We start from the raw sequence: 13,140 nt of genomic DNA, 5'->3' as shown, positions 1-13,140 counted from the left end.
TCCTTCTTGCTGTATGACCAGACGTGCACGTCCGACTGACGGGCCCTCAAGGGCCGGCGACGAGCACACTCCCTCGCACTTCCCCAAGCAACACTCGCCCCATTCGGCGCGTGAGCGATTAGACTTGCCAGTTGCCAGATGACGAGACTGCCATGGCCGGGCTGATTCCCCAGAGCTTCATTGACGACCTGATCAACCGCCTCGACATCGTCGATGTGGTGAGTTCGCGCGTCCAGCTGAAAAAAACCGGCAAGAACTACTCCGCCTGCTGCCCGTTCCACAAGGAGAAAACCCCCTCCTTCACGGTCAGCCCCGACAAGCAGTTCTACTACTGCTTCGGCTGCGGCGCAGGCGGCAACGCCCTGGGCTTCGTCATGGACCACGACAACCTGGACTTCCCCCAGGCCGTCGAGGAACTGGCCCGCGCAGCCGGCATGGAAGTGCCCCGCGAACAGGGCCGCCGCGACCACAAGCCGCGCCAGCCCACCGACTCGCCACTGTACCCGCTACTGGATGCCGCCTCGGAGTTCTACCGCCAGGCCCTGCGCAGCCACCCGACCCGCAAGGCGGCGGTGGATTACCTCAAAGGCCGCGGCCTGTCCGGGGAAATTGCCCGCGACTTCGGCCTGGGATTTGCCCCGCCAGGCTGGGACAACCTGCTCAAGCACCTGGGTGCCGACACCCTGCAGCAGAAAGTGATGATCGACGCCGGCCTGCTGATCGAGAACGCCGAAAGCGGCAAGCGTTACGACCGCTTCCGCGACCGGGTGATGTTCCCGATCCGCGACAGCCGTGGGCGCATCATCGCCTTCGGCGGCCGGGTACTCGGCGACGACAAGCCCAAGTACCTGAACTCCCCGGAAACCCCGGTGTTCCACAAGGGCCAGGAACTGTACGGGCTGTACGAGGCGCGCAAGCACAACCGCAACCTCGACGAAATCATCGTCGTCGAGGGCTACATGGACGTCATCGCCCTGGCCCAGCAAGGCTTGCGCAATGCCGTGGCCACCTTGGGCACCGCCACCAGCGAAGAGCACCTCAAGCGGCTGTTCCGCGTGGTGCCCAGCGTGCTGTTCTGCTTCGACGGCGACCAGGCCGGGCGCAAGGCCGCCTGGCGTGCGCTGGAGTCGACCCTGTCGAACCTGCAGGACGGCCGCCGCGCGCGCTTCCTGTTCCTGCCCGAAGGCGAAGACCCGGATAGCCTGGTGCGCGCCGAAGGCACCGATGCCTTCATGGCCCGTATCAACCAGCACGCCCAGCCCCTGGCCGACTACTTCTTCGAACAGCTGAGTGTCGAAGCCGACCCTCGCTCACTGGAAGGCAAGGCGCACATGGCGACCCTGGCCGCACCGTTGATCGAAAAGATCCCTGGCGCCAACCTGCGCCAGTTGATGCGCAACCGTCTGAAGGAAATCACCGGCCTCGACCCGCAGCAGGTCGAGCAACTGGCGCAACAGGCACCCGCGGCCAACAGCGTGCCGGACTACGACCCTGGCTACGACTACGACGCCATGGCCAGCTACACCCCCGACTTCGGCGACATGCCGCAGCACGACTACGCCCCTGTTCATCAGGAACAGGAGTGGAAGCCGAACAAGGGCGGCGGCAAGAAGCAATGGAGCGACAAGCCCTGGGACAAGAACCGCAAAGGCGGCAAACCCTGGCAGCAACGCGACGAAGCGCCGCCACGCGTACCGGCCCCGGTCGAGCCACCCACCCTGGCGGCCTTGCGCACCCTGCTGCACCACCCGCTGCTGGCCGGCAAGGTGGAAGACGCCAGCCATTTTGCCGACGAAGAACATCTGTACAGCCAGCTGCTGGTGGCGCTGATCGAAGCCGCGCAGAAAAATCCTGGGCTAAGCTCAATGCAGTTGATCGCACGTTGGCACGGCACCGAACAGGGCCGCCTGCTGCGGGCGCTGGCAGAAAAGGAATGGCTGATCGTGGCCGACAACCTTGAACAACAGTTTTTCGACACTATAACTAGCTTGTCCGCCCGCCAACGCGAGCGCAGCCTGGAACAACTGCTCAGGAAATCACGTCAAAGCGAATTGACCAGCGAGGAAAAAACCCAGCTCCTCGCCCTGCTGAGCCGGAATGTTCCCGCACAAACGCCGACCTCATCTGGCGCGTGAGGCCCATGCTCGGGTATAATCCTCGGCTTGTTTTTTGCCCGCCAAGACCTTCAGTGGATAGGGTGTTATGTCCGGAAAAGCGCAACAGCAGTCTCGTATCAAAGAGTTGATCACCCGCGGTCGTGAGCAGGGCTACCTGACTTACGCGGAGGTCAACGACCACCTGCCTGAGGATATTTCAGATCCGGAACAGGTGGAAGACATCATCCGCATGATCAACGACATGGGGATCAACGTATTCGAGAGTGCTCCGGATGCGGATGCCCTTCTGTTGGCGGAAGCCGACACCGACGAAGCCGCGGCCGAAGAAGCCGCTGCTGCGTTGGCGGCAGTTGAAACCGATATCGGCCGCACGACCGACCCGGTGCGCATGTACATGCGCGAAATGGGTACCGTCGAGCTGCTGACCCGCGAAGGCGAAATCGAAATCGCCAAGCGTATCGAGGAAGGCATCCGTGAAGTCATGGGCGCCATCGCCCACTTCCCGGGCACTGTCGACTACATTCTCGGCGAATATGACCGCGTCACCACCGAGGGTGGCCGTCTGTCGGACGTTCTCAGCGGTTACATCGACCCTGACGACAACATCGCTGCACCGACCGAAGAAGTGCCGATCCCTGGCACCAAGGCCGCCGCTGCGAAAGAAGAGGCCGACGACGACGAAGAAGAGTCCGAAGGCGGTGACGACGAGGAAGAGGCCGAAAGCGGCCCTGACCCGGTCGTCGCAGCCCAGCGTTTCGGTGCGGTATCCGAGCAGCTTCAGGCGACCACCAAGGTCCTGAAGAAAAACGGTCGTACCCACAAGGAAAGCGTCGAGGCCCTGCAGGCCCTGGCCGACCTGTTCATGCCCATCAAGCTGGTACCGAAGCAGTTCGAGGTACTGGTCGAGCGTGTACGTGATGCCCTGAACCGCCTGCGCCAGCAAGAACGCGCCATCATGCAGCTGTGCGTGCGTGACGCCCGCATGCCGCGTGCCGACTTCCTGCGCATGTTCCCAAGCAACGAAACCGACCAGACCTGGAGCGGTGACCTGGCCAAGCGCAACACCAAGTGGGCTGCTGCCCTGGGTGAAAAGGACGCCGCCATCGTTGCCTGCCAGCAGAAGCTGATCGACCTTGAGACCGAAACCGGCCTGACCGTTGCCGAGATCAAGGAAATCAACCGTCGCATGTCGATCGGTGAAGCCAAGGCCCGCCGCGCCAAGAAAGAAATGGTCGAGGCGAACTTGCGTCTGGTGATCTCCATCGCCAAGAAGTACACCAACCGTGGCCTGCAGTTCCTCGACCTGATCCAGGAAGGCAACATCGGCTTGATGAAAGCGGTGGACAAGTTCGAATACCGTCGCGGCTACAAGTTCTCGACCTACGCCACCTGGTGGATTCGTCAGGCGATCACCCGCTCGATCGCCGACCAGGCACGCACCATCCGTATTCCGGTGCACATGATCGAAACGATCAACAAGCTCAACCGTATTTCCCGCCAGATGCTGCAGGAAATGGGCCGTGAACCGACCCCGGAAGAGCTGGGCGAGCGCATGGAAATGCCTGAGGACAAGATCCGCAAGGTATTGAAGATCGCCAAAGAGCCGATCTCCATGGAAACCCCGATCGGTGACGACGAAGATTCGCACCTGGGCGACTTCATCGAGGACTCGACCATGCAGTCCCCGATCGACGTTGCCACGGTCGAAAGCCTCAAGGAAGCCACCCGCGACGTGCTCTCGGGCCTGACCGCACGCGAAGCCAAGGTGCTGCGCATGCGTTTCGGTATCGACATGAACACCGACCACACCCTCGAAGAGGTGGGCAAGCAGTTTGACGTAACGCGTGAGCGTATCCGTCAGATCGAAGCGAAGGCGTTGCGCAAACTGCGCCACCCGACTCGCAGCGAGCACTTGCGCTCCTTCCTCGACGAGTGAAGACAAACCCCGGCCCAGGCCGGGGTTTTTCTTTAGTGGCCCGAAACATAAAGCCCGGCTTCCACTGCACATCTGCCGCAATGCCCGTCTACACTCGACTTCAGACCACCTGAATGCGAGGCTGCCATGTCCTTGAAGCCGGCCATTCTGTTGCTGCTCCTGATGCTGTGGAACACAACGGCCGGCGCCCTGACCCTGACAGACGAGGAAAAAGCCTGGCTGGCTGCCCACCCGCAGCTAAGCCTGGGTGTCGACGCCTCTTGGCCACCGTTCGAGTTTCGCGACCAGGAGGGCCGGTACCAGGGATTGGCCGCCGATTACATCGCCATGATCCAGCAACGTCTGGGTGTGACGCTAAAACCGGTCGAACCCAGTAGCTGGACCGAGGTATTGGCGCAGGCGCGCGAAAGCCGCATCGACCTGCTGCCCGGCATCATGTCTACCCCTGAACGCCAGGGCTACCTGGCTTTCACCCGCCCATACCTCGACTTTCCCATTGTCATCCTTGCCCACAAAGGCGGCGCACAGCCGCGCAAACTGGAGGACCTGTACGGCCTGAAAATCGCTGTGGTCGAAAACTACGCCCCCCACGAGTTGCTGCGCACCCACCACCCGGACCTCAACCTGGTCGCACTGCCCAATGTAAGCTCCACGCTGCAGGCCTTGGCCACCGATCAGGTAGATGCCGTCGTCGGCGACCTCGCTTCCAGCATCTGGAGCCTGCGCCAGCTCAAGCTCGACGGCCTCTACGTCAGCGGCGAAACGCCCTATCGCTACCAACTGGCGATGGCCGTCCCCCGCAGCAACCACGTACTGGTCGGTATTCTCGACAAAGTGATGGCCGACATGAGCAGCAGCGAAGTCAGCCAGATACAACAGCGCTGGGTAGGCAATGTGGTCGACCAGCGGATGTTCTGGTCCGACCTGCTGGTGTATGGCCTGCCAACGGTGTTGTTGCTGATGGCCGTACTGGCCGTGGTGATCCGCATCAACCGCCGCCTCAGTTCGGAAATTTCACGGCGCATTGCCTTGGAGCAGGAGCTGCGCAGCAGCGAATACCACTACCGCGGCTTGATAGAAAGCCTGTCGGCCATCGCCTGGGAAGCCGATGCCAACGACTTCACCTACAGCTACGTTTCGCCGCATGCCGAAGACCTGCTCGGCTACCCCCTGAATGACTGGCTCAAGCCTGGCTTCTGGCGCAGCATTCTGCACCCGGAAGACGCCCTCTGGGCCCAGGCCTACTGCGACAGCGAAACTGCAGCCGGGCGCGACCACAGCCTGGATTACCGGGTAATCCGGGCCGACGGACAACCCCTCTGGGTACGCAACATCGTCAGCATGATCAAACACGGCCACCAACCGGTGATGCGCGGGCTGATGATCGACATCAGCGAAACCAAGCGCACCGAAGATGCCCTGCGTTTGTCCGAGCAGAAGTTCGCCTCGGTGTTCCAGCAGTGCCCCGATATTTTGCTAATCGCCCGTCACAGTGACGGTTGCCTGTTGGAGGTGAACGAAGCTTTCGAAGAACAGATCGGCCTGACCCCAGGCCAGGTGATTGGCCGTACCGCCACCGACCTCAACCTGTGGGGTGTCGAAGGCAGCGGCCCGCGGGTGCTCGAACGCCTGCACCAGGGGGGTATCCGTAACCTTGAAATGAGCTTCCGCCGCAGCAACGGCCAACTGTTCACCGGCCTGACCTCGGCCGAAACCTTCGAGCTCGACGGCACCCCGGCGCTGGTGGTGGCAGTACGCGATATCAGCCAGCTCAAGGAAACCCAGGAACAGCTGCAAACCTCGGAAGAGAAGTTCGCCAAAGCTTTCCACGCCTCGCCCGACGGCCTGTTACTGTCGCGCCAGAGCGACGGTTTGCTGCTGGAGGTGAACGAGGGCTTCTGCCGCCTCACCGGCTATGACCTCAACCCGACCATCGACCAGACCTCGCTGGACCTGGGTATCTGGGTCGACCTCAACGAGCGCAAGCGCCTGGTCGACCAGCTCAACCGCGACGGCTTCGTGCGCGACTTCACCTGCCACATCCGCCGCAGTGACGGGCAGATCCGCCTCTGCGAGCTATCCGCCAGGCCCCTGCCGATTGCCGGCGTCGATTGCATGCTGACCATTGCCCGCGACATCACCGAACGCCATCTGATGCAGGAAAAGCTACAACTGGCGGCCACCGTGTTCGAAAACACCGCCGAAGGCGTGCTGATCACCGACATCGACCAACGTATCAGTGCCGTCAACCGCGCCTTCAGCGAAATCACCGGCTATAGCGAAATCGAAGCCCTTGGCCAAACCCCGCGCCTGCTCGCTTCCGGCCAACACGACAGCGCCTTCTACGCCGCCATGTGGCACCAGCTTACCGACGAAGGCCACTGGCAAGGCGAGATCTACAACAAGCGCAAGAACGGCGAACTGTACCCCGGCTGGCTGACCATCAGTGCGGTGCGCAACAACGAGCGCGAGATCACCCATTTCGTGGCCGTGTTTGCCGATATTTCCAGCCTCAAGCACGCCCAGGCCAAGCTCGACTACCAGGCCCACCACGACCCGCTGACCGGCCTGCCCAACCGTGCCCTGTTCGAGAACCGCCTGCAGGCCGTGCTTACCTGCGCGCAAGTATCAAACCGCCAGGGCGCGGTGCTGTTCCTCGACCTCGACCGCTTCAAGCACATCAACGACAGCCTGGGCCACCCGGTCGGCGACCTGCTGCTCAAAGGCATCGCTCAGCGCCTGAAGGAGCAGGTGCGTGACGTCGACACCGTGGCCCGCCTGGGCGGCGACGAGTTCATCATCCTGCTACCTGGCTTGCACAAGCCCAGTGACGCCAGCACCATCGCCAACAAGCTGCTGGCCTGCTTCGTCGCGCCGTTCCAGGCCGGTGAGCACGAGTTCTTCACCAGCGCCAGTATCGGCATCAGCCTGTACCCACAGGACGGCACTGATGTCGCGACACTGATCCGCAACGCCGACGCGGCCATGTACCGCTCCAAGGCCAAAGGCCGCAACCGCGTCGAAGCCTACACCCGCGACCTCACCGCTCAGGCCAGCGAGCGCATCGCCCTTGAGCACGAGCTGCGCCGCGCCGTCGAACGCAACGAAATGAGCCTGTGCTTCCAGCCCAAGCTCAGCCTCAAGACCCAAAGCCTGGTAGGCGCCGAGGCGCTGATCCGCTGGAGCCACCCCACCTTTGGTGAAGTACCGCCGGAGCACTTCATCCACCTGGCGGAAGAGAACGGCACCATTCTCCAGCTCGGCGACTGGGTGCTGGAGCAAGCCTGCCGACAGATGCAGGCCTGGAAGCAACACTACGAACCGTTCGGCCCGCTGTCGATCAACCTCGCCGGCGCCCAGCTACGCCACCCACACCTGGCCCGACGCATCGAGCAACTGCTCAAGCAGCACCAGCTCAAGGCCGGCGACTTGCAGTTGGAAATCACCGAAAACTTCATCATGAGCCAGGCAGAAGAGGCCTTGGCCGTGCTGTACCAGCTGAAAAAACTGGGCGTGCAGTTGGCCATCGACGACTTTGGCACCGGCTACTCATCACTGAGCTATCTCAAGCGCCTGCCGCTGGACATCCTCAAGATCGACAAATCGTTCATCCGTGGCCTGCCTGACGACCCACACGACGCTGCCATCGCCCGTGCGATCATCGCCCTGGGCCGCAGCATGCAACTGGCGATCATTGCCGAGGGTGTTGAAAACCAGGCCCAGCAGCGTTTTCTGGCAGCGGAGGGATGCGAGCAGATCCAGGGCTACATCGTCAGCCTGCCACTGCCACCCGAGGAATTTGCGGCCGCGTTTCTTCGCATAGCACTATCGGATCTTTCAGATGGCACAGGTGCGAAACCCTCGTTATAATCCGGCCACTTACTGAGGGCCTATAGCTCAGTCGGTTAGAGCAGAGGACTCATAATCCTTTGGTCCACGGTTCGAGTCCGTGTGGGCCCACCAGATATGAAAAAGCCGCGCAATTGCGCGGCTTTTTTGTGCCCGTTGTCTTTTTAGGTATCGCGCCCGTTTCTTCGAGGCATGTCCTGCCGCTGCGCTTACCACATCAGCCATCCGCAACGCTTCCCCCCTTCATTGCCAGGGCGACTGTCCTAGGCACAGGTTCTCGCCGCTTCGGTAGTAAGCCAGCAGGCGCCAGCTCAAACCCAGCTCCTGAGCTGCACGATCCAACGTCAACCCATGCTGGGCCATCCAGTTCCAGATAAGCTCATGCGAACACTCCCCTGCTTGTTCGACCGCGCGTACGCGCAGGTTGGCGGCAGCAAGCTCAAGATTGTCGTCACCTGCCCGGATGATCGTGTCGTTGCACTCACCCATTGCAGCCGGTGCGAATACCTTAGGGTCGGCAAGAGGAGCCAAAGATGCGTGTTCCGGATGATTTCATCCAGAGCTACAGTGAATTGCTGCCTGTCCGCAAAGGTTAGTCGCAAGGTACTCGCGGGCGTAGCAACGACCTCGCTCTACTGAAAATGATTGGTGATCATGGGTTCGGTTCCGAACTCCGCCTCATGAGCGGACCATTCTCGACCTTACAACGGCTAATACCGCAGGGATTAAATCGTTAGATTTTGTGAGCCCTTACTCGCCTATCGGCCGCATCTCGACCTGCCTCTGGTTGTAGAAGACCATCCCAGTCGGAATATCACGCGTAACCAGCGACATCGCGCCAATCACCACGTCGTCACCAATAACGATGCGATCAGCAACGATGCAGCTGTTGGCACCCATGCTCACGTTGTCGCCAATGCACAGCGCGTACTCCTCCAGCCCGAGCGTCTTGATGCCGATAGAGCAGTTCTGGCGAATGAAGAAATTGCGCCCGATGCTGACATGCCGGGTAATCACCACCCCCGGCAGGTGCGCGATGCGCAGGCCGGGCGCGATTTGTGCGCCGATGTCGATGTCCAACGCGTACTTGAGGTTAAGCCGTTGTTGCATGCGCCGAGCGTGACGCCGGGCCAGGCCGCCGCGAGCATCGAGGTATTGGGCCAGTCGGTAGGCAAAGAGAAAGCGCAGTTTGTTGTCCTTGCGTGCGCGGCGCAGTACGTTGAACAGCAGGTTGATACGGCGTCCTGGCCTTTTCTTGTTGGAGACTTCCAGTCGCCAGCATTCGAGCAGGTTGTCGAGGTTCACGCTCAGGTTCTCGTTGGACTAGCGTTTCATCATGCCGAAGGCCCAGCCTTCAGGCCAGCGCGGTCGCTGTAGATGCGGTCTTGCCCTGATTGGCAGTCGCTCGATAGGCTAGCAGGCCAACCGTAGAGACTCGCCATGTCGGATTCCCGCTCCATCACGCTGGATGAAATCGATCGCCAGCTGATCGCCCTGCTGCAAATCAACGCCCGCGAAAGCGTCGCCACCCTCGCCCGCCAGTTGGGTATCGCCCGCACCACCGTCAATTCGCGCCTGGAGCGTCTGGAGAAGAACAAGGTCATCTCCGGTTATGGCGTACGTCTGGGTCAGCGGGTGCTGGGAGGCGGGCTGCAGGCGTATGTGGGGATCAAGGTGCAGCCGCGCTCCGGCAAGGAAGTGGTGCGGCGCCTGGGTGCCATGGGGCAGGTGCAGCAATTGTGCGCGGTAAGCGGCGAGTTTGACTATGTAGCCTGGCTGCTTACGGATTCACCCGAACAGCTGGACCAGTTGCTCGACCAGATCGGCAGTGTCGACGGGGTGGAGAAGACCACCACGTCGATCATTCTCAGCAGCAAGGTGGACCGGGGGCAGCCGCTCTGATCAATCAGGCCTCCTGGCCGTCGAGCAGCCCCTCCAGAATCGCCGAAAGGCTCTCGGCAGAATGCTGCATCGACCAGACGATGTCTCGGCTACGCTCGGGGGCGTGGTGCTGGGCGTAGTCAGTGACAATCTGGTTGAGGCCACGGGCCAGCAGGCAGGCGTGGACTAGAGCGTCGGCGGCGTCGATGCCAGGACGGATGGCAAATAACGGCGGGTGGCTGGATTCGCAGTTGCAAAAGGGTTTTTCAGCGGTGGGTTGCAGTTTTACAGGTTGATCGGGCAAACGGTCAGTCATGGTATAGCCTCCAGATCACAGGGATGACTGGCGGCCAGTCGCTTCCTTCTCACGGGAATTGGGTGGCAGCCATGCGCGAGGTGAGAACCGGCGAACTTGGAGGCGCATACCCGGCCAGGCAAAGCCTGCCCGCGCACAGCTGCCATAGCAGTGCGCCTCTAGCTGCTCACACCCCGTCCAACGTGTACTTATGCCCGCCGGAGAGGCCGCGTGAGGCCCAGGTGCTTGCCTTGCAATTCACTGCGCCTATCAGATCGAGCGCCGCGCGGGCGGCGCTCGATCTGATAGGCGCAGCAAATCGCACTACAAACACTTCGTCATAAATAACTTTAAACTTATGTTTTCGACGAAAAGTAATACATTAAGACACCAATATGCACCTTAATTACGATTCCCCCACTCCTTAAAATGACCTCCAGCCATCTCCTATACTCAGGCTCCGCCACCCGCGCAGCCCCTCTGGCAAGGTCACTTCATGAACAAGAAAAACCGCCACCCCGCCGACGGCAAAAAGCCCATCACCATCTTCGGCCCGGACTTCCCCTTCGCTTTCGATGACTGGCTGGAGCACCCCGCAGGCCTGGGCAGTATTCCGGCTGAGCGCCAGGGTGAAGAAGTGGCCATCGTGGGTGCCGGTATTGCCGGCCTGGTGGCGGCCTACGAGCTGATGAAGCTAGGCCTAAAGCCGGTGGTGTACGAGGCCTCCAAGCTGGGCGGCCGGCTGCGTTCGCAAGCCTTCAATGGCACCGACGGGATCATCGCCGAGCTGGGCGGCATGCGCTTCCCGGTGTCGTCCACTGCCTTCTACCACTACGTGGACAAGCTGGGCCTGGAAACCAAGCCTTTCCCCAACCCGCTGACCCCAGCCTCGGGCAGCACCGTGATCGACCTTGAAGGCCAGACCTACTACGCCGAAAAAACCACCGACTTGCCCAAGCTGTTCCACGAAGTGGCCGACGCCTGGGCCGATGCGCTGGAAAGCGGTGCCCAGTTCGCCGACATCCAGCAAGCCATCCGCGATCGGGATGTACCGCGCCTTAAAGCGCTGTGGAACAAGCTGGTCCCACTGTGGGACGACCGCACGTTCTACGACTTCGTCGCCACCTCACGTTCGTTCGCCAAACTGAGCTTCCAGCACCGCGAAGTGTTCGGCCAGGTTGGCTTCGGCACCGGTGGCTGGGACTCGGACTTCCCAAACTCGATGCTGGAAATTTTCCGCGTGGTGATGACCAACTGCGACGACCACCAACACCTGGTCGTCGGCGGTGTGGAGCAGGTACCGCAAGGGATCTGGCGCCATGTGCCGGAGCGCTGCGCCCACTGGCCGGAGGGCACAAGCCTGAGCGGCCTGCATGGCGGTGCACCGCGTACTGGGGTCAAGCGCATCGCCCGCGCTGCTGACGGCCGCCTGGCGGTTACCGACAACTGGGGCGACACTCGCCACTACGGCGCCGTGCTCGCCACCTGCCAGACCTGGCTGCTGACCACCCAGATCGACTGCGAGGAATCACTGTTCTCGCAAAAGATGTGGATGGCCCTGGACCGCACCCGCTACATGCAGTCATCGAAGACGTTCGTCATGGTCGACCGGCCATTCTGGAAGGACAAGGACCCGGAAACCGGTCGTGACCTGATGAGCATGACCCTCACTGACCGCCTCACCCGCGGCACCTACCTGTTCGACAACGGCGACGACAAGCCGGGGGTGATCTGCCTGTCCTATGCATGGATGAGCGATGCGCTGAAAATGCTGCCGCATCCGGTGGAAAAGCGCGTGCAGCTGGCCCTGGATGCGCTGAAGAAGATCTACCCGAAAACCGATATCGCCGGGCACATCATCGGCGATCCGATCACCATTTCGTGGGAGGCTGATCCGCACTTCCTGGGCGCCTTCAAGGGCGCACTGCCGGGTCATTACCGCTACAACCAGCGCATGTACGCACACTTCATGCAGCAGGACATGCCCGCCGAGCAGCGCGGCATGTTCATCGCCGGTGACGATGTATCGTGGACACCCGCCTGGGTGGAGGGCGCAGTGCAAACATCGCTGAATGCGGTGTGGGGTATCATGAACCACTTCGGTGGCCACACCCACCCGGACAACCCAGGCCCAGGCGATGTGTTCGATGAAATCGGCCCTATTGCCCTGGCAGACTGAATCAAGGAGGCGTCATGCGCATCGCTTTGTTCCAGGGCGCACCCAAGCCACTGGATGTGCCCGGCAATCTGCAACGGCTGCGCCATCAGGCGCAGTTGGCAGCCGAGCGCGGCGCACAGCTGCTGGTGTGCCCGGAGATGTTCCTCACCGGCTACAACATCGGCCTGCCCCGGGTCGAGCGCCTGGCCGAAGCTGACGATGGCCCGGCGGCCATGGAGGTAGCGGAAATCGCCCAGGCGCACCGCATTGCCCTTGTCTATGGCTATCCGGAGCGGGCGAACGATGGCGCGATCTACAACAGCGTGCAGTTGATCGATGCCCATGGCCGCAGCCTGTGCAACTACCGCAAGACCCACCTGTTTGGCGAACTGGACCGTTCGATGTTCAGCGCAGGCCCGGACCACTTTCCGGTGGTAGAGCTTGAAGGCTGGAAAGTCGGCCTGCTGATCTGCTACGACATCGAGTTCCCGGAAAACGCCCGACGCCTGGCGCTGGCGGGTGCCGAGCTGATCCTGGTGCCGACGGCGAACATGGCGCCGTATGACTTCATCTGCCAGGTGACCGTAAGGGCACGGGCGCAGGAGAACCAGTGCTACCTGGTGTATGCCAATTATTGCGGCGCGGAAGACGAGATCCAGTATTGCGGGCAAAGCAGCATCATCGGCCCGGATGGTAGTTTGCTGGCCATGGGCGGGCGGGATGAATGCCTGTTGCTGGCCGAGCTGGAACATGAGCAGGTTGTGCAGGGGCGGGAGGCATTCCCGTACCTGAACGATTTGCGTCAGGAACTGCACATGCGTAAAGGCTGATGGCCCTTTCGCGGGCAAGCCCGCGAAAGGGCCGGGCCTGCAAACAAATGGGTTAGCATGGACAGCAGCAACCG

The 13,140-nt window shown here is 61.6% G+C and carries 9 protein-coding genes and 1 tRNA gene; 7 read left to right on the top strand and 3 right to left on the bottom strand.

Features of this window, described 5'->3' with window-relative positions:
- Positions 1-152 precede the first annotated feature (152 nt).
- The 4 genes from dnaG (at position 153) to B9A31_RS19725 (ending at position 8,016) form a co-directional block, all read left to right on the top strand.
- Entirely contained in the window at positions 153-2,135 is a 1,983-nt protein-coding gene (gene dnaG, locus B9A31_RS19740; RefSeq protein WP_019097142.1) for a DNA primase, read from the top strand.
- A gap of 67 nt (positions 2,136-2,202) precedes the next feature.
- Complete coding sequence (rpoD, locus tag B9A31_RS19735; RefSeq protein WP_019097143.1) at positions 2,203-4,053, top strand: RNA polymerase sigma factor RpoD; 1,851 nt, start codon at positions 2,203-2,205, stop codon at positions 4,051-4,053.
- A 126-nt stretch (positions 4,054-4,179) separates the two neighbouring features.
- Positions 4,180-7,923 (top strand): bifunctional diguanylate cyclase/phosphodiesterase, encoded by a 3,744-nt coding sequence (locus B9A31_RS19730; RefSeq protein ID WP_027610116.1) that lies wholly within the window; start codon positions 4,180-4,182, stop codon positions 7,921-7,923.
- A 16-nt stretch (positions 7,924-7,939) separates the two neighbouring features.
- Positions 7,940-8,016: transfer RNA gene (locus B9A31_RS19725), tRNA-Ile, on the top strand.
- A 129-nt stretch (positions 8,017-8,145) separates the two neighbouring features.
- Here the strand turns inward: B9A31_RS19725 and B9A31_RS19720 are convergent.
- Positions 8,146-8,433, bottom strand: coding sequence for a hypothetical protein (locus tag B9A31_RS19720; RefSeq protein ID WP_256576261.1), 288 nt, complete (start codon positions 8,431-8,433; stop codon positions 8,146-8,148).
- 219 nt (positions 8,434-8,652) lie between these two features.
- Positions 8,653-9,207, bottom strand: a complete 555-nt coding sequence (locus tag B9A31_RS19715; protein WP_084297284.1) for a serine acetyltransferase — start codon at positions 9,205-9,207, stop codon at positions 8,653-8,655.
- Between the two features lie 135 nt (positions 9,208-9,342).
- On the opposite strand from B9A31_RS19715, the gene B9A31_RS19710 reads away from it, so the two are divergent.
- A complete protein-coding gene (locus B9A31_RS19710) occupies positions 9,343-9,804 on the top strand; it encodes an Lrp/AsnC family transcriptional regulator (protein WP_025754035.1) in 462 nt (153 codons plus the stop codon).
- Positions 9,805-9,808: 4 nt separating this feature from the next.
- Here the strand turns inward: B9A31_RS19710 and B9A31_RS19705 are convergent, their stop codons facing one another.
- Positions 9,809-10,099 (bottom strand): hypothetical protein, encoded by a 291-nt coding sequence (locus B9A31_RS19705; protein WP_027610118.1) that lies wholly within the window; start codon positions 10,097-10,099, stop codon positions 9,809-9,811.
- A gap of 475 nt (positions 10,100-10,574) precedes the next feature.
- On the opposite strand from B9A31_RS19705, the gene B9A31_RS19700 reads away from it, so the two are divergent.
- Both B9A31_RS19700 and B9A31_RS19695 read left to right on the top strand, forming a co-directional pair.
- Positions 10,575-12,257, top strand: coding sequence for a flavin monoamine oxidase family protein (locus B9A31_RS19700; RefSeq protein ID WP_016714578.1), 1,683 nt, complete (start codon positions 10,575-10,577; stop codon positions 12,255-12,257).
- A gap of 14 nt (positions 12,258-12,271) precedes the next feature.
- Positions 12,272-13,066: a carbon-nitrogen hydrolase family protein gene (locus B9A31_RS19695; protein WP_027610119.1), complete on the top strand. Its 795-nt coding sequence runs from the start codon at positions 12,272-12,274 to the stop codon at positions 13,064-13,066.
- Positions 13,067-13,140 lie beyond the last annotated feature (74 nt).

It is taken from the genome of Pseudomonas sp. URIL14HWK12:I5 (assembly GCF_900176445.1).
Lineage (GTDB): Bacteria > Pseudomonadota > Gammaproteobacteria > Pseudomonadales > Pseudomonadaceae > Aquipseudomonas > Aquipseudomonas monteilii.
The sequence above is the reverse complement of the archived record's forward strand: the minus strand, read 5'-3'. Positions and strand labels throughout refer to the sequence as shown.